Source organism: Haemophilus sp. HMSC066D02 (assembly GCF_001810545.1).
In the GTDB taxonomy this organism is placed as follows: Bacteria; Pseudomonadota; Gammaproteobacteria; order Enterobacterales; family Pasteurellaceae; genus Haemophilus_D.
The window spans coordinates 289,996-312,661 of sequence record NZ_KV801804.1; the positions used below are offsets into that span (position 1 = coordinate 289,996).

Below are 22,666 nucleotides of genomic sequence, written 5' to 3' on the forward strand. Positions count from 1 at the left end.
TGTCTATTCAATCATTTAGCCACTCTTTTTTCTTATTTATGTTTAAAAAATTACCTCTTGGATTATTGCTAATTTCTCCTTTTTCAGCGCTAGCGCATCCCCACGCATTCATTGATATGCAAACGAAACCCTTAGTGAAAGATAATCAATTAATTGGTTTCTCAACGCAGTGGTTACTGGATGAAGCCAGTTCTTCAGCTGTCTTGTATGATGTGAAGCAGGCAAAAGGGGATAAGGCTGCCCAACAGAAATTAGTTGATGAAGTAATGGCAAACGTTGTGAATGAACATTACTTTAGTTATATTTTTGACAAAGAAAATCATAAAATTAAATACACAAAACACCCTGAAAATTACGGTATGCGTGTGAAAGGGAACGAGGTGGAATATTATTTTGATTTTCTTTTGGCACAGCCACAGGCCTTACAAAATAATGAATTTACGCTGATGACTTATGATCGCACTTATTATGTGGCTATGCGGTATGCAGAACCAGGCAAAAGAGCGGTTGATTTTTCATCACTTCCTGCAAATTGCAAAGGCGAGGTGCTGGAACCTAATGTCGATGAAAAAATTCAATCTTACGCATCATCATTGGATAAATCGCAAAAAAATGAAGATGATTCTCTTGGTGTATTGTTTGCGCAGAAAGTAAAAATTAAGTGTGAATAAAAATGAAGTTAAAACTAACCGCACTTTTTATTGGTTTATTAACGATTATCTTCGCATTATTACCTTGGCTGTTTGTGCAAGTTGCTGATTGGCAAAAAGCCTTTAATCAGTTGATTTCTGAAAATCTACACCAGATTCAAGCACATTCATCAACGGCAGGATTGTGGTTGATTTTTGCCGCCTTTTCTTATGGTGTATTACATGCATTAGGGCCTGGGCATGGCAAATTTATTATCGCTAGTTATCTTTCTACGCACGAAAGCCAACTTAAGACCAGCGTACGCTTAAGCTTGCTTTCCTCTCTCATGCAAGGTTTTGTCGCAGTTGCTGCAACCTCCATTGTGGTGGTGATACTTAATCTTTCCTCAAAATATTTTAAACTTAGTCAGTTATGGCTGGAACGTAGTGCTTTAATTTTATTAGTGCTGTTAGGGCTTTATTGGATCGCTCAAGGTCTGAAAGGCTTAAAGAAAAAGCAATCTTTTCGTATCACATCGATTCAATCATTACCAAAACAGATTGGAACAGCTTCGCCTTTTCGATATGGGCAAGGAAAAGTAAGCCAAACACAGTGTAGCTGTGGGCATCAACATCTACCGAATAATCAACAGCTTAAGCAATCAGGTGATTTAAAATCTCAGCTCTTAGTGATTTTGACTATTGGTATGCGACCGTGTAGTGGCGCTATTTTTGTGCTCTTTCTCGCTTATATGCTGGATCTTTATTGGTGGGGAATTGTAGCTACGTTTGCCATGTCTCTGGGCACAGGATTAATGCTTTCACTTTTTGCTGCGTTAGTGCGCTATGCGAGAAATGTCGCAACGCGATTAGGCCATTGGTACGGTTTAACTGGTTCTAATCAAAAAGGTGAGGCCATGATTAAATGCATTGCGGGCGCAATTATGATCTTTTTTGCACTAAGCTTGTTATATGGCTCGATGGGGGCTGTAACAGGTGGCGCCGCCTTGTTTGGTGGGTAAAGAAAAGGGCAGCGTTTGCTGCCCATTTATTTGAAAATAGATTATTCAACCCAAGTAACGATTTCTTCAATTGGTCTACGAGATTTTTTGGTAATGTCTCTCGCTCGATAACCAAATGTTGCTGCCACGGATACGCCCCATTCATTTGGATCAAAGAGGCCTTCAGCGGCTAAAGTTTCATTCATTTTATCGTAGTTAAAGCCTTCAATCGGGCAAGAATCAACACCGATAGCGGCGGCACCAGTTAGCATATTGGCTAATGCAATGTAGGTTTGTTTGCTTGTCCAGTCAAATAATGCACGCTCGCTTTCTGCGGTTTTCATTTCAACTTCTTGTAAGCCCTTATATTTTTCCAAGGCTTTTTCTAATTGCTCACCTTGTAAACCTCTACGCACCGCGACATCACGGAAGAAAGGTGTATCATATCGCGCATTTTTCTTCGCAAGAATAATCACTAAATGGCTACAATCATCTAATTGATATTGCATGCCCCAGCTAAAAGGTTTGAGTTTATCGCGTAATGCTTTATTTTGAATAACTAAGAACTTCCATGGCTCAGAGCCGACAGAGCTTGGTGATAAACGAGCAAATTCTAAAATTGCCGCGAAATCTTCTTGGCTAATTTTTTTATTCGGATCGTAATAACGCGTGGAACAGCGATTTTCGAATACCTGAAGCATTTGTTCGCGTGTAATTTGACTCATGTTTTCTTCCTCTTAACATTATCTAATTTGTGATCTTTTGACCGCACTTTAGCGCTCTTTCCAATATCCAATCCACTCTTTGAGTAATTGCATATTTTTCGTAATCGCGCCACCTTGTGGAATAAAATGCATCATATTGAGTCCATAACTGTCAGGCGTAATGCCTTCACCTACACTTGCAGGTAACACATCAAAACCTTGTTGTTGGAATAATAATTTTGCTCGTTGCATATGCCATTCATTGGTGACTAAAATAATTTTGTGAATACCTTCTTTTTCCAACATTTGTTTGGTGAAAAGTGCATTTTCTTTGGTAGTAAGTGCTTTAGGTTCAATCCATTTAGTTGGCACATTAAAGAAGTTTTGGAGTTCTTCCGCAGCGATTTTTGCTTCAATGGCGCCAGTTGGACTCGCTCCTGTAATTAATAGTGGCAAGTGCGTTTCTCTTTGCAAGAATGCGGCATAGCGTAAGCGTTCAAGCTGAATACCTGTTGAAGCTAATGGTGCATAAAGCTCTTTGCTATCACGTAAACCACCACCCAGTAAAACTATCGCTTGAGCTTGTTGATAATCTTGCAGTGTTAAATGATCTTCAGTAATGAGACTGTCTTTAAGTACTTGAGCAGTGTAAGGAATGCTTAAAAGATAGAGTAGAGAGAAACCAAGTGCGGTCGAAATTCGGCTTAATTTTTTGAAATTGAATTTAGCTAGAATAAGTGAAAGTCCCCATAAAATTAAAATATTAAATGGGGGAAGAATCATGGCTGTAATCAGTTTTTTCAATTCAAACATTATTTATCCAATTCAACAAAATCTAGTTCTTTGGTCCATAATTTGGCATAGCTACTATTTTTGCCATAAGAGTTATCGCAAACACGATTTGGAATTTCTAATAAGCAAGAGAAAATATGACCATGTAAGCGAGTTGTGGTGACTTTATCATTCGCTAAGAATACTTGTGCAACACGTTTTACAATGCGTTGAGTATAGGCATACCAAAACTGATGGCAGAGATCTTTTAGCCAACTTAAACCAAATTTATTGGCTATTTTACTCATTCGCCAGCTTACTGCTAAAACAACATCGTCTTCTGTTGAAAGAATATCTTCCCAGTCTTTTACATTGCTGTTAGCAGGCAGTTGAGCAAGGATATTTTTCTCGATATCACTCGCTTCAATATCTTTACGTAGGAAGTAAAGCTGCTCACCAGTTTTGCCTTGTTTCGTTTCCATGGTGCCATAAAGCTGATGCGCCATGTCCGGTGACAAATAAACATGATTTGAAAATTGTGCAAATAGATTCGCCGTTCTTTCGTCACGAGCCAATAGATGGCAATCACTGTGGCTACGGAAAAGTGCGGCTGATTTTTGCAGATTTTTTTCTTGTTTAAAATAAGCGGTTTGTGGAAGCACAATAATGCGATTATTCGGGAAATTCGTCACTATTTCTTCACGGATCTTTTGATGCTGCGGATAAAGATCACCAAAGTTGCCACCACCATGTAAAAGAATGGTAGTGTTCGGTGTAATTTTTGCTTTGACTTCTTTAAGATCTAAATCATATTCACAGCGTTTTAAGGTCACGTTAATGTGGTGATCTTTAAAAAATTGCTCGGTTCCGTGATAGATCAGCAAATCGCCCACGTTCAAATGAAGCGGGTAGTCAAAATAAAATACGTCGTTTTTATCTTTGATCAGTTCAACAATAGGATTCAGTTTATTTTTTAAATCAATAAGGAGTTGATTCATTTTTTTACTCTTTTCTTTAAATAGCTAAACAAGAAATTTTTTTCTGCTGTGTTTAATCCGAAGATTAAAATGACACAGATTAATACCATTTCTAAGATGATGGATTGTCCAATAAATTCCAATAAAGAATAGCTACGGGTAGTATCTGATATATAGATGATACCTAATAGCAGGCCAAACACCACGCCGACATTCAATAAATATGAGACAAATTCTTTTTGGTTAAATTTAATTTTTTTATTAATAAAATATAATCGATAGATTTGTGAGATGACCATCGTACTAAATTTACCCACAAAGGCAAATACTGGATTATAACCTAGTGTGAACAAATAATAAGCCAATGGTACCGTACAAAGATCAATTAATGCTACGATGATATTGTATTGTTTTACGGTGGATGTGCCAATGGCTAATGCACTCATCCAAAATGCGCCAGCCATTGCACTGATCAATAAGCAAGCAATAATGGCTTGTACAAGTTGTTCAGTATATTGCGGAAGATGATCGCCTAACCAAAATGTCAGTAAGGTATGGGTGAAATACAATACAGGCGCAGAGAGAATCGCCATTAAATAAAGTGAATATTTTGAAATCCCAAGAATTAATTGACGATTGCGATCATAATCTTTTGCTGCATAAGACTGAACTAACTGCGGATTAGCTGCCATTTGGAAATTATTCACAAAGCTGTAAACGGCACCTTCTACTTGTGTTGCAATCGCAACAGCGGCATTGACTGCCACACCAAAGAATAAGTTAGACACCATATTCAAGCCTTGTGTTGAACCCACATAAGCGACTTGCCCCATAAGCATCCAACCGGAAAAACTCACCATTTCTTTGGTTTTACTTAAATCTTTATATAAACGGAAACGTGCGGCTTCTTTGAAATAATATTTAGTGAATAACACATAAAGGGAGAGCACGATTAAGCTGACTGAAAGCAATAAGCAACCATAAGTAATCAACTTATCGTAATGTGTGATATGACTTAAGATAAAAACAGAGGTCAGTTTTAAGATGGTTTCCCCTAATCCCAACCACGCATAGAATCCCATTTTCTCGTGTGCAACAATCATGGCATTGAATGGCACTTTAATGATTTCAACAAGGGCAATAATTAATGCTAATTGGTAAACGATATTTGCCGCTTGCAAGCGTTCAGCGGGGATAACTAATTTGTGATTTAAAAACCATAAACCGACGGTTTCAGCTAACACGAATACGATAAAAATAATGAGTAGGTGATTTAAGATGCTAATATTAAAGACTTTATTGACACGCTGAATGTCATTTGAGGCTTTTTCTACGTTAATAAAACGCTGAGTGGTGGCGGTCATTGTGCCATTAAAAAAGGAAAATAAGACCACGACACCCATCACAATGTTGTAGATACCAAAATCTTCTACACCCAATACCTGTAATACCACACGAGAGATATACAGCATCGCTCCCATGTTGAAGAGCATGCGGATGTAAAGAAACAGTGTATTTTTAGCAATGGTTTTATTTGACATTGTGAAAATGGAATTAGAAAAATTGGGGGAATTATAGGGGGGATTGGGGTGTGTAGCAAGCATTGTGCTAGTTCTAAGCAATTGTACGGGCGTAGTAAAAAGAAAAGGCTAAATATAATTTAGCCTTTTGTTATTTAGACGATGCAGACTGCCAAATCCAATTGTTTGTTATGGAATTGATGTAATGTACCACGATGGCCGACACTTAGAATGATCATATTCGGTAAGCGCTCTTTAATTGTTTTATAAAGCAGATACTCTGTTGGCTCATCAAGTGCTGATGTGGTTTCATCTAAAAAGACCACTTCAGGTTTGGTCAGTAAAATACGAATAAATGCCACACGCTGTAATTCACCCGGTGACAAAATTGCTTGCCAATCGTTATCTATATCAAGACTATGAAGGTATTTATCCAAACAGCAATCCGCGAGTGTTTTTTCCAATTCAGGATGATAAGGATCAATATCAGGATAGCAAATTGCTTCACGTAATGTGCCTTGTGGCATATAAGGACGTTGCGGTAAGAATAAACTGGTCACACAAGGATGTTCCACCAGACCAACTGTCTCAAAAGGATAAATTCCGGCCATCGCTTTTAATAGCGATGTTTTCCCTGTGCCAGATGGACCTTGAATTAATAAAGCATCACCATTTTTTAGTTCAATATTTAAGTTATTAAGCAACAATCTGCCTTGCTCGTCTTTAATACCAAAGTTTGACAATGCAACACGGTTAGAACATTTCATGGGTTGATGAATTTCTAAATGATCTAATTCATCCAACTTAGTCATAAAACCATAAAGACGATTTAAGCGCGCTTGATAGAGCGTAAACTCTTCATAGAACAAACGGAAGAAGGAAAGTGCGGTCATTAATCGGTTAAATGCTTGCACAGTTTGGTGCATATCGCCCAGTTTGATTTGTCCAGTAAAAAAACGAGGGGCTTGAAGCATTAAAGGTAAGAGTTTCGCCACTCGTGTGACGCTTCCGTTAAAGCCGTCTAATCCCAACATTCTTAATACAATTGCCCAACGGTTATGAATAATTTCGGCAAATTTGTTTTTCAGTAAATGCTGTTCTTGCTGTTCACCTTGATAAAAGGCGATACTTTCCGCATTATCTCGCACTCGAATTAAAGAATAACGGTAGTCACCATTGAGTTTTTCTTTATTGAAGTTCAGCTTGATCAAAGGGTGACCAATCCATACAGACATTAACGTTGCGAGGATAATAAAGGCATAAATAAAGAAAACGACGCCTTTTTCGATATTCAAGCCAAAAAGACTTAATATTCCAGAAAGTGACCAAAGAATGATAGTGAATTCAATGGTAGTCAAAATAGAATTAATCATACCGCGTACAATTTTTACAGTACTACTGATAAATTCACGTGCATCTTGTTCAATACGTTGATCAATATTATCGGGCAGATCTTTTTCGTATTTGAGGCGATAGTATTTTTTATTTTCTAACCATCGTTTAACAAGGACTTTATTCAAGCTTTCCAACCAACGGATTTCAAATACTTGTTGCAAGAAATAATCGGCGATGGAGTGGATAACTTGTACCAATACTAAGAGGGCATTCAGTTTTGCAAAGAACCAAAACTTATCCGCATCTAATTCCTGCATTGAGCTATAAAGCCCGTTATAGAAAAAAGAGTTGAGTACGCTGAAACGCACTTCTAACAAAATCATGGTAAACAACACCAGTAGCATAACGATGATTTTGATGCCGTTACGGCGATTAATCGAAGGGGATGCAATATGCCAAAACTTCTGACCGAATGTGGTTTGCTTGAGTGCGAGTGTCGTCACGCTAAAGCACACAATCACCCAGAAAAGTGCGGTCAAAATCCAGCTTAAACTTGAGTTAAGTTCAGTTTGCCAATTCATTGATTATCCATAAAGTAAAAAACGAAAAAAGGGCGAAATGATTCGCCCTCGTATTGTGCGCTCAATTAAAACTCAACTTTCGTGTTGAAAATAAATTCACGTCCATAACCTAATGCAACAGGGATTAACGTATTTGTTGCGTTACCAGAGGTGGATGGATAGTAAGTTTTATCTGCTAAGTTTTTACCGTTAAGTTGGAAAGAGACTTTCTTGCCAGAGATTTTGGTATCGTAAGCAATAAAGGCATCATATACCACGGCATGAGGTAATTTGTATGCTTTTGTGTAATCACTGTTATAAGCATGCCAAGAACCTAAATAACGAGCACCACCACCAACACGGATGTTACCAAAATCAAATTCACCTACGTTATAAGCTAGGAATAGGGAAGCTTGATGTTTTGGTACACCAGAAAGTTGTTGATTTACCGCATCAGGATAGCGCTCATTTTCAAGTGATTTTACTTTGGTGTAGGTATAGTTAGCCGCTACGCTTAGACTATCCGTAATTTGACCATTAAGATCGAATTCCACACCACGAGAACGTTGTTTGCCGACGATATTTAATTGCGCATTTGAACCAGAACCAACAGCCTCAGCTACATTACGTTTGCTGATATTGAATAATGCAAGTGTTGCATTAAAGCCTGAGTTTTCGTATTTTGCACCAATCTCAAAAGATTTACCTTGTTCTGGTTTTAAATCTCCGCTAACAGGTGTTGCAACACTCATTTGTGGACGGAAAGACTCAGAGTAGTTCGCAAAGGTTGCAATATGTGGCGTAAATTTATATACGGCACCTAATTGATATAATAACTTACCATCGTGCTGATCGGTATTTCCGGTTTTTGTTAGATTTTGGCCTTTTTTACAGTTTGCCGCATTTAAGCAATGACGTCCTGCAAATTGATCAAAGTACTCATAACGTAAACCACCCGTCATGATAAAGTTATCTGTAAAGTAGGCGGTATCTTGAATATAAACACCAACAGTTTTGAGATAGTTATATTGATAGGCATTGCCGTTACCATTTTTATGTTCCGCAACAGGGCTGGTATAGTTTGGATTATCAATATTGATATCAGAATTCATGATGCCTTGGTTATAAATAGGACCAAGATCACGAATATTACGCATTGCATCAATACCGGCTACAAAGCGGTTAGCGATATCACCAATACCAAATTCACCAACGATATTTAATGTACCGCTATGAACGCGTTGATCCCCTTGTTGCTGTTCAATCGCACGGCGGGCTGTTCGTGTTTTAACGTTAACATTTGTAATACGAGCTTGATCGTAGAAATATTTGTAACGAGCATAGCTATAACCCGCATTTAATTTCCAACCATCACTTAATTTGTGTTCAATTTTAAAATCAATGTTATCGGTTTTTGCGGTTGTTTCATTATTTGGTTCATCTAAACGACGCGATACAGGAATATCCGGTAATGCATTAGTTGCCGTTAAAAGATTTGTACCACGATCAAATGGCTCAAGAATATCTTTGTGTTCATAAGAAAGAAGCACTTTAGTTTTATCATTTTCCCAAGAAAGAGATGGTGCGTAAGTCGTGTTTTTCACTTTGCCAAAATTACGCCAGTAGTCTTTTTCTTGTTTATCATAGATAAAGCGGTAAGCGAAACCATTTCCTAAACCGCCGGTGAAGTCCAATTGTGTTCCCCATAGGCTATGATTACCTAAGGTCCCACCAATGACATAACGAGGTGTTTGTTGTGGTTTTTTAGTAATGATATTGACCACGCCACCTGGATCTTGAATACCATAAAGCACAGATGCAGGCCCTTTTAAAACTTCAACGGTTTCAGTTGTCGCGCTAAAGTTTTTAGCTGGGCCAGCTTGTAAACCGTTACGCATAATCGAGTTGTCACGGTTTCCACCAAAACCACGTTTCTGAATAGAGTCAAACATACCACCTAATGTATTCGCTTGACTTACACCACTGACATTATAAAGCGCATCAATGAGTGATTCAGGTTTGCGATCTTCCAATAGTTTGGTTGAAAGAATATTTACTGTGTTTGGTGTGTCGAATACAGGCACTTCAGCTTTCGATACAACGGATGTCCCGGTTGTTTGATAACCATTTTGTTTAATCCCCGTATCTTGAACATTGATTTGCTCAAGCACTTCGGTGTTTGTATTTGCGGCTTGTTCAGTTTCTGCAAAAGTAGAAGCGGAGAAACTCGCCAAAAGTGCGGTTGAAATAAGGCTTAATTTAAATTTCATAATTGTTTTCCGATATATAACCCGATAGATAATAAAAGAGCCGCAAGTATAGCGAAAACGTTTACGTCAATCAATACAAATTATTTTCATTTGTATGTATGCTTTATTCAGAAAAAATTTATTCAAATTAAACAGGGGATGAAAAGAAAAATCCCAAGCTAAAAAGCTTGGGATTGTAATATGGTGCGACTAGCTGGACTCGAACCAGTGACCCCCACCATGTCAAGGTGGTGCTCTAACCAACTGAGCTATAGTCGCGTAAAAGATGTGGCAGATGATAAACAGTTTTAATGATGAAAACAAGGGGATTTGTTTTAAGTTAAATTTAGCTGCTAAAAAAATAACCAAAATTTGTTGCAAAAACTCTCAGTGCTTATTTTGATTTTGCAGTGGTTTAAGCGTATAATGCGCGACGGTTTTTATCTCGGATGAGCCGAAATTAAAAAAGCTTTTTTAAATTGTAACTATTTGTGGAGTTTAGATAATGTCTAGAAAATTAAGAAGAACGAAGATTGTATGTACAATGGGTCCAGCTACAGACCGCGATAACAATCTTGAAAAAATTATCGCAGCAGGCGCTAATGTTGTACGTATGAACTTTTCTCACGGTACACCAGATGATCATATTGAGCGTGCTGAGCGTGTTCGTTCGATCGCGAAAAAATTAGGTAAAACCGTGGCAATTTTAGGTGACTTACAAGGTCCTAAAATTCGTGTTTCTACTTTTAAAGACGGCAAAATTTTCTTAAATGTTGGTGATAAATTTATTCTTGATGCGGAATTACCAAAAGGTGAAGGTAATCAAGAAGCTGTTGGTTTAGACTATAAAACTCTTCCACAAGATGTTGTTCCTGGTGATATTCTTTTATTGGATGACGGCCGTGTTCAATTAAAAGTACTTTCTACAGAAGGTGCAAAAGTATTTACTGAAGTGACAGTTGGTGGTCCATTATCAAACAATAAAGGGATCAACAAATTAGGTGGTGGCTTATCTGCAGACGCATTAACTGAAAAAGATAAAGCAGATATTATCACTGCGGCACGTATCGGTGTGGATTTCTTAGCGGTATCTTTCCCACGTTCAAGTGCAGATTTAAACTATGCACGTGAGTTAGCAAAACAAGCTGGTTTAGAAGCGAAAATCGTTGCTAAAGTTGAACGTGCTGAAACCGTAGTTGATGAAGCAGCAATGGATGATATCATCCTAGCTTCTGATGTTATCATGGTTGCACGTGGTGACTTAGGTGTGGAAATCGGTGACCCAGAATTAGTTGGCGTACAGAAAAAATTAATTCGTCGTTCACGTCAATTAAACCGTGCAGTTATTACAGCAACTCAAATGATGGAGTCAATGATTAGCAACCCAATGCCAACTCGTGCAGAAGTAATGGACGTGGCAAATGCGGTATTAGATGGTACCGATGCGGTAATGCTTTCAGCGGAAACTGCAGCAGGTCAATATCCAGCTGAAACTGTAGCGACAATGGCACGCGTATGTTTAGGTGCAGAAAAAATGCCTAGCATAAATATTTCTCATCACCGTTTAGATCGTGAGTTCAGAGATATTGAAGAATCAGTAGCAATGTCTGCAATGTACGCCGCAAACCACTTAAGCGGTATCGCTGCAATCATTACATTAAGTCACTCTGGTCGTACACCATTATTAATGTCACGTATCAGCTCAGGTTTACCAATCTTTGCACTTTCTCGTGTTCAAGAAACATTAAATCGTTGTGCATTATATCGCGGCGTGACACCAGTTCATTTTGATGGTGAATCTCGTAGCTCTGCGGGTGCAAAAGCAGCGATTAACCTATTAAAAGAAAAAGGTTATTTAGTTTCTGGTGATGTTGTTTTATTAACACAAGGTGATGAGTCAGAAGGTACAACTAACGTTTGTCGTACTTTAACTGTTGAATAATCAACATTCATGAATAAAAAAGAGCGGTGGATTTTTCCACCGTTTTTTTATATCTAAAATATTGAAAATATTGACCGCACTTTTTTCTTAAAACCACCTCGTATTTGCGGTATCATAAGCACAGTTTTTAGTTTAAATTGAAATCCTTATGGCCTCACAAAGACAAATCCAATCTCCAGATCAGAAAACTGAACAAGTTAGCATCCCGCCTCATTCCACTGAAGCTGAACAAGCCGTACTTGGTGGCATTATGTTGAGTAATCAACATTGGGATGGTATTGCAGAAAGAGTGATCGCTGAGGATTTTTACACTTTTGCACATAAAGCTATCTTCCAAACTATGGAAGAATTAATGCGTAACCAAACGCCGATTGATTTAATCACCCTTGATCAAGCCCTTAAAGCCAAAGGTATCAGTGATTCCGTAGGAGGTTTTGCTTATCTCGCAGATCTTTCTAATAACACCCCAAATGCTATTAATATTTTGGCTTATGCCGAAATCGTACGTGAAAAAGCGATTTTGCGTGAGCTTATTGCAGTGGGGAATCGTATTGCAGAAAACAGTTATTCGCCTAAAGGCAAAGACATCAAAATGGTGTTGGATGAAGCTGAAAGGGAAGTTTTTGCGATCGCTGAAAAACGGAGTTCTTCAACAGAGGGCCCTCAAAACGTGCTCAGCGTGTTGGAAAGCACTATTGCTCGAATTGAAACCTTAGGTAAGCTTGAAAATCATAATGGTGTGACAGGGGTCACAACGGGCTTTGTTGAGTTAGATAAGAAAACAGCTGGTTTACAGCCTTCCGATCTCATCATTGTGGCAGCACGTCCTTCGATGGGTAAAACCACGTTTGCAATGAACCTTTGTGAAAATGCGGCCATGGCAAGTGATAAGCCTGTATTGGTATTCAGTTTAGAGATGCCTGCTGAGCAAATTATGATGCGTATGATTGCCTCTCTCGCTCGCGTGGACCAAACCAAAATTCGTACTGGCCAAAACTTGGAAGAAGCGGAATGGAGCAAAATTGCCAGCGTGTTTGGGATGTTTAAGCAAAAAAATAATCTTTATATCGATGATTCATCGGGTTTAACTCCAACAGAATTGCGTTCTCGCGCACGTCGTGTGTATCGTGAAAATGGTGGCTTGAGCATGATTATGGTGGATTACCTTCAGTTAATGCGCGCGCCCGCATTTTCAGATAACCGTACCTTAGAGATCGCCGAGATTTCTCGTTCTTTAAAAGCATTAGCGAAAGAATTAGAAGTCCCAGTCATTGCACTTTCCCAGCTTAACCGTACTTTGGAACAACGTGCAGATAAACGTCCGGTAAACTCAGACTTGCGTGAATCAGGCTCTATTGAGCAGGATGCTGACTTAATTATGTTTATTTATCGTGACGAAGTGTATAACGATAATTCTGAAGATAAAGGGGTTGCTGAAATTATTATTGGTAAACAACGTAACGGTCCGATTGGTCGTGTACGTTTAGCATTTAACGGTCAATTCTCACGCTTTGATAACCTTGCCGAACAGCGTGAATACAGAGATGATTATTAGGCAAGATAGAACGGATTAGAAAAATGAACGTAAAACCGGCAACAGCGAAAATCAGTTCGCTTGCCTTAAAACATAATTTACAAGTTATTAAAGAAAAAGCGCCACATAGCAAAATTATTGCTGTGGTAAAAGCAAACGCATATGGTCACGGTGTGGTATTTGTCTCATCTGCTTTAGAAAGCATGGTAGATTGCTTTGCCGTAGCACGTTTAGAAGAAGCGTTATCGTTACGCTCTAACGGTATTATTAAACCGATCTTATTGCTAGAAGGATTTTTTGATGAAAAAGATTTACCGATTATTGCGGTAAATAACATTGAAACCGTGGTTCATAACCGTGAACAGCTTGAAGCATTAAAACGAGCTGTGGTACCAAGTCCAATCAAAGTCTGGTTAAAAATTGATACCGGTATGCACCGTTTGGGTGTGTCGCTTGGTGAAGTGGATTATTTTTATCAAGAGCTGAAAAAACTTCCTCAAATTCAACCGCACTTAGGTTTTGTCAGCCATTTTAGCCGTGCTGATGAACTAGATTCTGATTATACTCAAGTTCAGCTTGATCGCTTCCTTCAAGCCACAAAAAATAAAGAGGGTGATCGAACTATCGCTGCATCCGGCGGGATTTTATTCTGGCCTGAAGCACATTTAGATTGTATTCGACCAGGGATTATTATGTACGGCATTTCACCAACGGATACTGTCGGCGCTGAATTTGGTTTAATCCCCGTGATGAACTTAACTTCTTCATTGCTTGCGGTGCGTGAACATAAAAAAGGTGAACCTGTTGGCTATGGTGGCATTTGGACCAGTCCGAAAGATACCAAAATTGGTGTTGTCGCTATTGGTTACGGTGATGGATATCCGCGTGATGTGCCAGAAGGTACGCCAGTTTATCTAAATGGTCGTATTGTTCCTATTGTTGGTCGTGTTTCAATGGATATGCTAACGGTAGATTTAGGTGCAGATAGCCAAGATAAAGTTGGTGATGAAGTGATTTTATGGGGTAAGGAATTACCAATTGAAACGGTAGCTAAATACAGTGGTATTTTAAGCTATGAATTGATTACAAAATTAACCCCGCGTGTTATAACAGAATATGTCGATTAATTGTTTTTGCAAGAAAGCAAAAATGTAAAGAATTCAATTTTTAAAAGGAAATATTCATGAAAAACATCAATCCAACCAATACACAAGCGTGGAAAGCGCTTGAAGCTCACCAATCTCAACTGGCTCATACCACGATTGCTGATTTGTTTAAGCAAGAAGAAAATCGTTTTAATGACTATTCTTTAACTTTTGAAAATCAAATCTTAGTAGATTTTTCAAAAAATAAAATTAATCAAGAAACCCTCAAATTACTTCGTCAATTAGCCAAAGAGTCTGCATTAGATGAAGCGATTAATGCCATATTTACAGGCGAAAAGATTAATCGTACAGAAAATCGTGCTGTATTACATACCGCACTTCGTAACCGTTCAAATACACCCGTGTATGTAGATGGCAAAGATGTGATGCCGGAAGTGAATGCAGTACTAGCGAAAATGAGCGCATTCTGCGATCGTGTGATTTCAGGTGAATGGAAAGGTTATACCGGAAAAGCGATTACTGATGTGGTGAATATTGGTATCGGTGGTTCAGACTTAGGCCCTTACATGGTGACTGAAGCGCTTCGTCCTTATAAAAATCACTTGAATATGCACTTCGTTTCAAACGTGGATGGAACACATATCGCTGAAACGTTGAAAAAAGTGAATCCTGAAACGACACTTTTCTTAGTGGCTTCTAAAACCTTCACCACCCAAGAAACTATGACCAATGCGAATTCTGCACGTGATTGGTTATTGGCGGCAGCGAAAGATAACAGTGCGGTGGCAAAACACTTTGCCGCACTTTCGACCAACGGTAAAGCGGTAGCGGAATTTGGTATTGATACCAATAATATGTTTGAGTTCTGGGATTGGGTTGGTGGCCGTTATTCTTTATGGTCTGCAATCGGTCTTTCTATCGCACTTTCAATCGGCTTTGATAATTTTGAAGCACTCTTAAGTGGTGCGCATGAAATGGATAAACATTTCCGTACCGCGCCATTAGAAAAAAATATCCCTGCAACATTAGCGTTAGTCGGTTTATGGAATACCAACTTCCTTGGTGCACAAACTGAAGCAATTTTACCTTATGACCAATATTTACACCGTTTTGCCGCTTATTTCCAACAAGGTAATATGGAGTCAAACGGTAAATATGTCGATCGTAATGGTAATGTTATCCGTGATTATCAAACAGGCCCAATTATTTGGGGCGAACCAGGTACAAACGGTCAACATGCGTTCTACCAATTGATTCACCAAGGTACGATGTTAATTCCTTGTGACTTTATCGCGCCGGCACAAAGCCATAATCCATTAGGTGATCACCACAGTAAATTGTTATCAAACTTCTTTGCGCAAACTGAAGCACTTGCTTTCGGTAAAACCAAAGAAGAAGTCGAAGCAGAGTTTGTGAAAGCCGGTAAATCGTTGGATGAGGTAAAAGACATTGTGCCATTTAAAGTCTTTACGGGTAACAAACCGACCAACTCTATTTTAGTGCAAAAAATTACACCATTTGTTCTTGGTGCATTAATTGTCATGTATGAACACAAAATTTTTACACAAGGTGTGATTTTTAATATCTTTAGTTTCGACCAATGGGGCGTGGAATTAGGTAAACAATTAGCGAACCGAATTCTTCCTGAATTGGCAGACAAAGAGAAAGTCTCAAGCCATGATAGCTCAACAAATGGATTGATTAACCAATTCAAAGCATGGCGCTAAGATAGTGTAAAGTAAAAGTGCGGTCAAAATTGACCGCACTTTTTTATTTCGCATTAAACAGATTTGACTTTCCACATACAGACTACGCTGATTAAAATTAATGCCACAGCGACATAAAAAACAGAGTTGTAATGCCAAATTTCCGCAATAATACCTGCAATCGGTCCACCAATAATCCAACTACTTTTTGCTGCATTACTGAATAGTGTGGTGGCCGTGCCCATTTTAGTCGGCATTAAATCTTGGAAATACACCATGCCAATGGTAGCGGTAATACCAATAAAAATCGCGTTAAGCATTTGTAATCCGATAAGCTGCCAAGTTTGCTCCGCGAATAATAAACTTGAATAGAAGGCGAGACCTGAAACTAAAGCAATCATCATTAAGCGTTTTTTACTGAAGTATTTGGTGAGATAACCCGCTAATATCATCACGGGGATTTCCAATCCCGCAGCCGTTCCCATTAATGTTCCTGCTAATTCTTTGCCTAAATGTAACTCATTAATCACAAATAATGGCATATTGATGAGATACATGCTGTTACAGGTCCAAAGCAATAGGTTAGCGATGAACAAGTAAATCACACTTTTTCTTGGTGGTGTATTGTCTAAAATCTCTTGATTTTTAACTGCACTTTGACGAGGAATTTTCGGCAATAATTTGCTGACGCCTGCACAAAGTAAAAAGGCAGAACCCGCCACCAAATACATATAATCAAAGCCCCAGTTTAGCGCAATGAAAAAGGAAAGTGGCGGCCCCACAATCCAGGCGAGAGAGATTTGAGTTCGCATAATTGTGGTGAACATCACCGCTTCACGATGGCTGCTTTCAGCATATTCTCTTGCTAAAGCAAAAGATTGCGGATTAGCGGATGAGCCTAATCCTAACAATGTTGTACCGATAATAATCAACACATAATAATTTCGGCTATAAGCAAAAATCAGGCATCCAAGCACAGCAATCAAACAGCAAACAATCATCACTTTGCGACGATCATCTTGCTTATCAGAATATTTCGCCAGAATTTGGCTCAAGATAATGCCAATAATGGCATTGACGGAATAGAACAAGCCCACAAAAAAAGGTGAAACTTGAATTTCTTGAGAGAGATACAAACTCAAAGTTGGCGTTTGAAACGCAGAAGCAATCCCCGTTAAAAAGGCAATCAATAGAAAATTGAACGCCACAAGATTAGATGGTGTTGCGTTTTGTTGTTGAACAAACATAGTCATTACTTAATAAGAGAACATGGTTGGAAATAAAAGTGCGGTTAATTTTAACCGCACTTGAGTTGATTATTTGTCATATTGAATTGCTGGTAAATAACCAATCATTAAATCCAATGGATGGCTACAGCTTATTGTATTTTCTCTGTTCTCAATGAAAAATCTTGATGTCATCGCTTTTTCACCCTGATTAAAGAAAATTTCAATAATTGAACGATCAAAGAAAATTTCGACAGTTTGCAGATTTTCAACTTCGCAGAAACGTTTGGTATCGAATTTTTCCATTAATTCGGTTTGTTCGCTTTGACTGCGATCTAAGCAAACCAAGCCATTTTCATAAGAAAGTCGTAATGATTGTCCTTTTTCATTTTGGAAGAAGGTTAAGTCAAAGGCTTGGTTATTTGCCTCAAATTTAATATACGCACAATCTAAATTAGCAATATCCGCTTTTTCATTGAGATGAAGCGAAGAAAGTGCGGTCAGATTTTCGTATATTTTATCAATCGGGCGTTGATAAATTTTCGAACCTTCTAAGCGCAATTCTCTTGGTAAGGTTAAAGCTGAGTGCCATTTAAATTTGTCTGTTGGATAAGTTAAATCTGGCAAACCAATCCAACCGAAAAGCACGGCATGAGTTTGGTTATCTAAGCCAGCAAATGTTTGTGGTGCGTAGAAATCAAAGCCCTGATCTAATTCGCTAATATATTCTGCTTCAAAGGTTAAATCTGTTAATTTGCCCACTGCATAAGTCGCATGATAATTATTTTGGAATTGATGCGCTTCCCGATCTTTACCTTGTGGCGACCAAATAAAGACATCTTTATCACCGAGCTTCAATAGGTCAGGGCATTCCCACATAAACACGTTTTTATTGTCAAATGCAGGTAAGGAAAGCTCACCTAATAAACGAGGCGTATCTTCAAGATTGTCCATTTCAAAAATAATGGCTGTTCCCGTGAGGTTTTCTCGCTGTGCGCCACAGATAAAACGGATTTTTCCGTCTTCAGTAAAATATGGTTTAGGATCGCGAACATGCTCTGTATAACCTTCTGGCACATTTTCAATTAACGGACGTTTGCTAAGCAATTTCCCATTAAGATCGAAAATCGCTAAATTTTGATAAGGCACGCGTTGATTATTACTTGGACGACGAGTATTGCCAGTGTAGAACATGGCCAATTTATCACCGACTTTTAAAGCACCACCCGAATAACAGCCGTGAGACTCAAAAAGCTCACAAGGAATCAGATCATCCGCTGATTGGTAATGTTGGAAGTCTTTCGTGATTAAATGCTTCCAATGTTTCATCCCGTGAATTGCATCGAATGGAAACCATTGATAGAACAGATGATATTTCTCTCCATCGAAGATCAAACCATTCGGATCATTCATCAAGCCAGTTGGTGGGGCAATATGAAAGTGCGGTCGGAAATCCTTGTCTTTTTGCACGGTTTCAGCAATTTCCGCAAGTTCGCCTTTTTCTGCGGCTAGAATACTTTTGTATTTGCCATTATTGAAAATAATCATAATTTAATCTTATTTTGGTAAGGTATTTTTTAAGCAATCATAGCGTTGATTCATTGCTTCAGCCCATGTTTTTAATGATTTGATGGTTGCATGTTGTGAAGCATGAGTCCAAGCATCGCGAAATAATAGAAAATCAATTGCACACACGGCATTCAATGTACCGATATTTAATTCTTCACCAAAACTATCAATGGCTTTTTTGAGTTCAATTAAGCTTCGCTCAGTGCGGTCAAAAATTTGCTGATGACGTTCAAGCCACCATTGCGCTTGTGGACGAAGGCATTTTTCAGGTGCTACGGATATTTCATTCTCTAAAATACCATCGGCTAAATAATGTAAACGGAGAATTTCCCAACGAGTCTCGCTGTTTCCATAAAGTGAAGGTTGCGTACCAATGTGATCGAGATATTCTGCAATGAGTGAACTGTTATAAAGCCATTCACCATTTTCCCGTTGTAATGCTGGTAAACGACCAAGAGGATTGTCTAAGTTATGTGGTGAGTTCTTATCTAAGCCACTGGTTGTGAGGAGTAATTCAACATGATCTTGTAATTGATGATATTGCACTACAGCACGGGCTTTTCTAGCATAAGGGCTAGAGTTGGAATACCAAAGTTTCATACATACTTCCTAAATTATTTTCATAAATAAAAGGTGCAGCTATTTGCACCTTTGCACGCTAATTCGCTAAAAATGCTGCTAATTGTGTTTGGTTTGGTAAGGCTGACATCGCCCCTTTTGCTGTCGTAGCAAGGGCACCACAAGCATTGGCTTGACGGATAATTTGCACAAGCACATCATTTTCTTTCCAGTTTGGATGCTGTGAAAGTCCAGCAAGCAGACCACCAACGAAGGCATCGCCAGCGCCCGTTGTATCAACAGGTTGTAAGGCTTTTCCAGAAATTACATCTTTCTTACCTTCTAAGTGATAGAGTGCACCATCTTTACCTAAAGTCACGATAATCAATTTTTCAGGATAAAGTGCGGTCACTTTTTCAAAGGCTTTTTCAAGGCTGTCAGTATTGGTTAAAAGTGTTAATTCTTCTTCGGAGAATTTTAATACGTCAGCTAATGCAACTGCTTCCATTACGACGGTTTTCATTTCTTCTAAGCTTGACCAAAGTGACTCACGTAGATTTGGATCGAAAGAGAAGAAACCGCCAGCGGCTTTAACACGACGAATGGCTTCGAAAGTCGCTTCGCGTGATGGATTATTGATCAGCGCGATAGAGCAGCAATGTAGCCATTCCCCTTGTTGGAAAGGCGGTAAATCGCTAGCTTGTAAAAACTGATCCGCACTTGGGTTTACCATAAAGGTAAAGCTACGTTCGCCATTATCTAAGCCGACGATAACTGTAGAGGTGCGATGTTGCGGATCTAAAATCATATGTTGTGTATTCACATTTTCCGCATTTAAGGTATCTTGCATAAATTGGCCAAGCGGATCATTACCTACACGACCAATAAAGGCACTCGGGCTGCCTAAACGTGCGACTCCAACTGCCACATTTGCAGGCGCACCACCGGCACAGCGTAAATAATGATTTTCACCGTCAGGAATAAGATCGACAACCGCATCACCGGTTACCCAGATTTTTTGGCTCATTTAATTTTCCTTCTATTGTGGATATGAGTTAAAAAATAACCGCACTTAAAAAGAGCGGTCATTTTCATAGGTGTTTTATGCGATGGTTACGCGTGCAAATTTACGCTTACCGACTTGGTAAACATTCGTGCCTTTTGGCGCGTTGGCTTTCATGTCTTCGACTTTTTCACCATTAATTTTCACACCACCTTGTTTCGCTGAGCGAATCGCTTCAGAAGTAGAAGGAACCAGTCCTGCTTCTTTTAATAAGGTTGCTAAACCAATTTCGCCTTCAAAGGTGAATTCAGGCATTTCATCCGGCATCGCACCTTTTTGGAAACGGTTAATAAATTCTTGTTCAGCCGCCTCTGCCGCTGCTTCATCATGGAAACGTGCAATGATTTCTTTGGCTAGTAAAATCTTCACATCACGTGGGTTTTTACCATTTGCTACTTCTGTTTTTAATTCAGCAATCTCAGTGAGTGGACGGAAAGAAAGTAAGTTGTACCAATCCCACATTAATTCATCCGAGATCGACATGATTTTACCGAACATATCGCTTGGTGCATCTGTTACGCCGATGTAGTTGCCTAATGATTTAGACATTTTCTTCTCACCGTCTAAACCAACCAGTAATGGAAGCGTAATCGCTACTTGTGGTTTCTGACCGGCTGATTTTTGTAATTCACGGCCAACAAGTAAGTTAAATTTTTGGTCTGTACCACCAAGCTCTACGTCTGCTTCTAAAGCGACGGAGTCATGGCCTTGTAATAAAGGATAAATAAATTCGTGAATTGCGATAGGTTGATTGTTACCAAAACGTTTTTTGAAGTCATCACGTTCTAGCATACGCGCCACGGTGTAGTTACTTGCTAAACGGATCATCCCTTCAGTACCCAATTTACCCAACCATTCAGAGTTGAATACGATTTTTGTTTTTTGAGGGTCTAGAATTTTGTAAATCTGTTCTTTATAGGTTTCCGCATTGCGAAGTACATCTTCACGGCTAAGCGGTGGTCGAGTGGTGTTTTTACCAGATGGGTCACCGACCATACCAGTGAAATCACCGATTAAGAAATAGACTTCGTGGCCTAATTGTTGGAATTGACGAAGTTTGTTTAATACCACGGTATGCCCTAAGTGAATATCTGGAGCAGTAGGGTCTGCACCAAGTTTAATTTTAAGTGGGCGATTTTCTTTTAGTTTTTCGATTAAATCTGCTTCAGAAAGAATCTCATCAGTACCGCGTTTTAGTTCTGCGAGAACGGTATTAATATCAGTCATTCTATTTCCTAATGTTATTTCAATATTAAAGGCTACATTATAGAGAATATGGCTGAAATGAAAAGATTGAGAGAAAAAAAAACGCCTATTTGTGGGGAAATAGGCGTGAAGTTGGAGTGATTATCTGTTTGTTTTTGGAATGGCTAGATGATAACTATTATCAAATAACTTGTCAATAACAAAATGCAAATAATTCTCAATTATTTTTTAATCGATGTAAGGTACACTTTCTGTAAGAGAAAGTTCGGTCGGAATTCCATCTGAGATTTCAAATTTTCCCGCATAAGCATAAGCTTCAACGCCCTGAGATTTGGCGTCTTTTAAAAGGCGATCATATTCAGGATCTACAAACTCAGCGATTTTAAAACGATCGAAGTCATCATGTAATCCGGCAAAGAGAACAACCGCTCGATATCCTTGTTTTTTCATGGCTAGAAGCTCACGAACATGTTTTTGTCCACGAGTAGTCACTGCATCGGGAAACATTCCTAATGTACCTTTTACGAAGGTGATTGATTTCACTTCAACATAACAATCTGGAAAGCCTTCACCTTTAAGTAAGAAGTCGATACGGCTATTTTCTTCACCATATTTCACTTCAGGATAAATTTCATCATACATAGAGAGTTCTTTGATTTGTTTATTTTGCAAGGCTTCAAAGACTAACTGGTTGGATCTGTGTGTGTTAATACAAACAAGTTGGCCATTTGCTAATTGCGTTAATTCCCAACTATGCGGATATTTGCGAGTTTGGCTATCAGAATGAGAGTACCAAACGGTATCACCTTTTTCACCACAACCAGTCATTGCACCTGTATTAGCACAATGAATCGTGATCACTTCACCGTTTGGTAATTCAATATCAGTCAAAAAACGCTTATAGCGACGAATTAATTTTGCGGATTGTAGGGTAGGGAGTTGCATAGTGTATTCCTTGTGAAAAGAAAGTGCGGTCGAATTTTATGACGAAATTGACCGCACTTTGTCTT

Annotated in this window: 18 protein-coding genes and 1 tRNA gene; 6 read left to right on the top strand and 13 right to left on the bottom strand. The window is 38.8% G+C overall.

The genetic code is table 11. The annotated features are described in order from the left end of the window. Positions 1–38 precede the first annotated feature (38 nt). A complete protein-coding gene (gene zevA / locus HMPREF2750_RS01685; protein WP_070582329.1) occupies positions 39–671 on the top strand; it encodes a zinc transporter binding subunit ZevA in 633 nt (210 codons plus the stop codon). Between the two features lie 2 nt (positions 672–673). Then, positions 674–1,651 (top strand): zinc transporter permease subunit ZevB, encoded by a 978-nt coding sequence (gene zevB / locus HMPREF2750_RS01690; RefSeq protein ID WP_070582330.1) that lies wholly within the window; start codon positions 674–676, stop codon positions 1,649–1,651. Positions 1,652–1,692: 41 nt separating this feature from the next. Here zevB and HMPREF2750_RS01695 read toward each other — a convergent pair whose 3' ends face one another. From HMPREF2750_RS01695 to HMPREF2750_RS01725, 7 genes are all read right to left on the bottom strand, one after another. Beyond that, a complete protein-coding gene (locus HMPREF2750_RS01695; protein ID WP_070582331.1) occupies positions 1,693–2,355 on the bottom strand; it encodes an NAD(P)H-dependent oxidoreductase in 663 nt (220 codons plus the stop codon). A 48-nt stretch (positions 2,356–2,403) separates the two neighbouring features. Next, positions 2,404–3,147: a YdcF family protein gene (locus HMPREF2750_RS01700; RefSeq protein ID WP_070582332.1), complete on the bottom strand. Its 744-nt coding sequence runs from the start codon at positions 3,145–3,147 to the stop codon at positions 2,404–2,406. Then, complete coding sequence (locus HMPREF2750_RS01705; RefSeq protein ID WP_070582333.1) at positions 3,147–4,103, bottom strand: polysaccharide pyruvyl transferase family protein; 957 nt, start codon at positions 4,101–4,103, stop codon at positions 3,147–3,149. The genes HMPREF2750_RS01700 and HMPREF2750_RS01705 overlap by 1 nt, the downstream gene beginning before the upstream one ends. Further along, positions 4,100–5,623: a lipopolysaccharide biosynthesis protein gene (locus HMPREF2750_RS01710; protein ID WP_070582334.1), complete on the bottom strand. Its 1,524-nt coding sequence runs from the start codon at positions 5,621–5,623 to the stop codon at positions 4,100–4,102. Before HMPREF2750_RS01710 ends, HMPREF2750_RS01705 begins: the two co-directional genes overlap by 4 nt. A gap of 134 nt (positions 5,624–5,757) precedes the next feature. Continuing rightward, on the bottom strand, positions 5,758–7,518 hold the full coding sequence (locus tag HMPREF2750_RS01715) for an ABC transporter ATP-binding protein/permease (RefSeq protein WP_070582335.1): 1,761 nt from the start codon (positions 7,516–7,518) through the stop codon (positions 5,758–5,760). Positions 7,519–7,583: 65 nt separating this feature from the next. Next, on the bottom strand, positions 7,584–9,767 hold the full coding sequence (locus tag HMPREF2750_RS01720; RefSeq protein WP_070582336.1) for a TonB-dependent siderophore receptor: 2,184 nt from the start codon (positions 9,765–9,767) through the stop codon (positions 7,584–7,586). A 181-nt stretch (positions 9,768–9,948) separates the two neighbouring features. Next, a tRNA-Val gene (locus tag HMPREF2750_RS01725) sits at positions 9,949–10,025 on the bottom strand. A gap of 226 nt (positions 10,026–10,251) precedes the next feature. Between HMPREF2750_RS01725 and pyk the strand changes: the two genes are divergently transcribed. The 4 genes from pyk (at position 10,252) to pgi (ending at position 16,055) form a co-directional block, all read left to right on the top strand. Further along, the gene (gene pyk / locus HMPREF2750_RS01730; protein WP_070582337.1) at positions 10,252–11,688 is read left to right on the top strand and encodes a pyruvate kinase; all 1,437 of its coding nucleotides are present in this window, start codon (positions 10,252–10,254) and stop codon (positions 11,686–11,688) included. A 148-nt stretch (positions 11,689–11,836) separates the two neighbouring features. Continuing rightward, positions 11,837–13,243: a replicative DNA helicase gene (locus HMPREF2750_RS01735; RefSeq protein WP_070582338.1), complete on the top strand. Its 1,407-nt coding sequence runs from the start codon at positions 11,837–11,839 to the stop codon at positions 13,241–13,243. A 23-nt stretch (positions 13,244–13,266) separates the two neighbouring features. After that, positions 13,267–14,349 carry an alanine racemase gene (gene alr / locus HMPREF2750_RS01740; protein WP_070582339.1) on the top strand — a complete coding sequence of 361 codons (1,083 nt, stop codon included), beginning with the start codon at positions 13,267–13,269 and terminating at the stop codon, positions 14,347–14,349. 56 nt (positions 14,350–14,405) lie between these two features. Further along, the gene (gene pgi, locus HMPREF2750_RS01745; RefSeq protein WP_070582340.1) at positions 14,406–16,055 is read left to right on the top strand and encodes a glucose-6-phosphate isomerase; all 1,650 of its coding nucleotides are present in this window, start codon (positions 14,406–14,408) and stop codon (positions 16,053–16,055) included. A 53-nt stretch (positions 16,056–16,108) separates the two neighbouring features. Here the strand turns inward: pgi and HMPREF2750_RS01750 are convergent, their stop codons facing one another. The 6 genes from HMPREF2750_RS01750 to sfsA all read right to left on the bottom strand — a co-directional run bounded on the left by HMPREF2750_RS01750 (position 16,109) and on the right by sfsA (position 22,601). Next, positions 16,109–17,281 (bottom strand): MFS transporter, encoded by a 1,173-nt coding sequence (locus HMPREF2750_RS01750; protein ID WP_070582341.1) that lies wholly within the window; start codon positions 17,279–17,281, stop codon positions 16,109–16,111. A gap of 69 nt (positions 17,282–17,350) precedes the next feature. Beyond that, on the bottom strand, positions 17,351–18,808 hold the full coding sequence (locus HMPREF2750_RS01755) for a glycoside hydrolase family 32 protein (protein WP_070582342.1): 1,458 nt from the start codon (positions 18,806–18,808) through the stop codon (positions 17,351–17,353). 9 nt (positions 18,809–18,817) lie between these two features. Next, positions 18,818–19,429, bottom strand: a complete 612-nt coding sequence (locus tag HMPREF2750_RS01760; RefSeq protein WP_070582343.1) for a glutathione S-transferase N-terminal domain-containing protein — start codon at positions 19,427–19,429, stop codon at positions 18,818–18,820. Positions 19,430–19,487: 58 nt separating this feature from the next. After that, positions 19,488–20,414: an aminoimidazole riboside kinase gene (locus tag HMPREF2750_RS01765; protein ID WP_005695948.1), complete on the bottom strand. Its 927-nt coding sequence runs from the start codon at positions 20,412–20,414 to the stop codon at positions 19,488–19,490. A gap of 75 nt (positions 20,415–20,489) precedes the next feature. After that, on the bottom strand, positions 20,490–21,677 hold the full coding sequence (tyrS, locus tag HMPREF2750_RS01770; RefSeq protein ID WP_070582344.1) for a tyrosine--tRNA ligase: 1,188 nt from the start codon (positions 21,675–21,677) through the stop codon (positions 20,490–20,492). A gap of 207 nt (positions 21,678–21,884) precedes the next feature. Then, positions 21,885–22,601, bottom strand: coding sequence for a DNA/RNA nuclease SfsA (gene sfsA / locus HMPREF2750_RS01775; RefSeq protein WP_070582345.1), 717 nt, complete (start codon positions 22,599–22,601; stop codon positions 21,885–21,887). Positions 22,602–22,666: the final 65 nt, after the last annotated feature.

What these genes read in the sequence shown, in the direction of transcription:
- zevA (WP_070582329.1), top strand. Translation starts at nt 39, where the DNA reads ATGTTTAAAAAATTACCTCTTGGATTATTGCTAATTTCTCCTTTTTCA.
- tyrS (WP_070582344.1), bottom strand. Translation starts at nt 21,677, where the DNA reads ATGACTGATATTAATACCGTTCTCGCAGAACTAAAACGCGGTACTGAT.
- sfsA (WP_070582345.1), bottom strand. Translation starts at nt 22,601, where the DNA reads ATGCAACTCCCTACCCTACAATCCGCAAAATTAATTCGTCGCTATAAG.
- HMPREF2750_RS01700 (WP_070582332.1), bottom strand. Translation starts at nt 3,147, where the DNA reads ATGTTTGAATTGAAAAAACTGATTACAGCCATGATTCTTCCCCCATTT.
- HMPREF2750_RS01720 (WP_070582336.1), bottom strand. Translation starts at nt 9,767, where the DNA reads ATGAAATTTAAATTAAGCCTTATTTCAACCGCACTTTTGGCGAGTTTC.
- HMPREF2750_RS01755 (WP_070582342.1), bottom strand. Translation starts at nt 18,808, where the DNA reads ATGATTATTTTCAATAATGGCAAATACAAAAGTATTCTAGCCGCAGAA.
- HMPREF2750_RS01715 (WP_070582335.1), bottom strand. Translation starts at nt 7,518, where the DNA reads ATGAATTGGCAAACTGAACTTAACTCAAGTTTAAGCTGGATTTTGACC.
- zevB (WP_070582330.1), top strand. Translation starts at nt 674, where the DNA reads ATGAAGTTAAAACTAACCGCACTTTTTATTGGTTTATTAACGATTATC.
- alr (WP_070582339.1), top strand. Translation starts at nt 13,267, where the DNA reads ATGAACGTAAAACCGGCAACAGCGAAAATCAGTTCGCTTGCCTTAAAA.
- HMPREF2750_RS01750 (WP_070582341.1), bottom strand. Translation starts at nt 17,281, where the DNA reads ATGTTTGTTCAACAACAAAACGCAACACCATCTAATCTTGTGGCGTTC.
- HMPREF2750_RS01705 (WP_070582333.1), bottom strand. Translation starts at nt 4,103, where the DNA reads ATGAATCAACTCCTTATTGATTTAAAAAATAAACTGAATCCTATTGTT.
- HMPREF2750_RS01735 (WP_070582338.1), top strand. Translation starts at nt 11,837, where the DNA reads ATGGCCTCACAAAGACAAATCCAATCTCCAGATCAGAAAACTGAACAA.
- HMPREF2750_RS01765 (WP_005695948.1), bottom strand. Translation starts at nt 20,414, where the DNA reads ATGAGCCAAAAAATCTGGGTAACCGGTGATGCGGTTGTCGATCTTATT.
- HMPREF2750_RS01695 (WP_070582331.1), bottom strand. Translation starts at nt 2,355, where the DNA reads ATGAGTCAAATTACACGCGAACAAATGCTTCAGGTATTCGAAAATCGC.
- HMPREF2750_RS01710 (WP_070582334.1), bottom strand. Translation starts at nt 5,623, where the DNA reads ATGTCAAATAAAACCATTGCTAAAAATACACTGTTTCTTTACATCCGC.
- HMPREF2750_RS01760 (WP_070582343.1), bottom strand. Translation starts at nt 19,429, where the DNA reads ATGAAACTTTGGTATTCCAACTCTAGCCCTTATGCTAGAAAAGCCCGT.
- pyk (WP_070582337.1), top strand. Translation starts at nt 10,252, where the DNA reads ATGTCTAGAAAATTAAGAAGAACGAAGATTGTATGTACAATGGGTCCA.
- pgi (WP_070582340.1), top strand. Translation starts at nt 14,406, where the DNA reads ATGAAAAACATCAATCCAACCAATACACAAGCGTGGAAAGCGCTTGAA.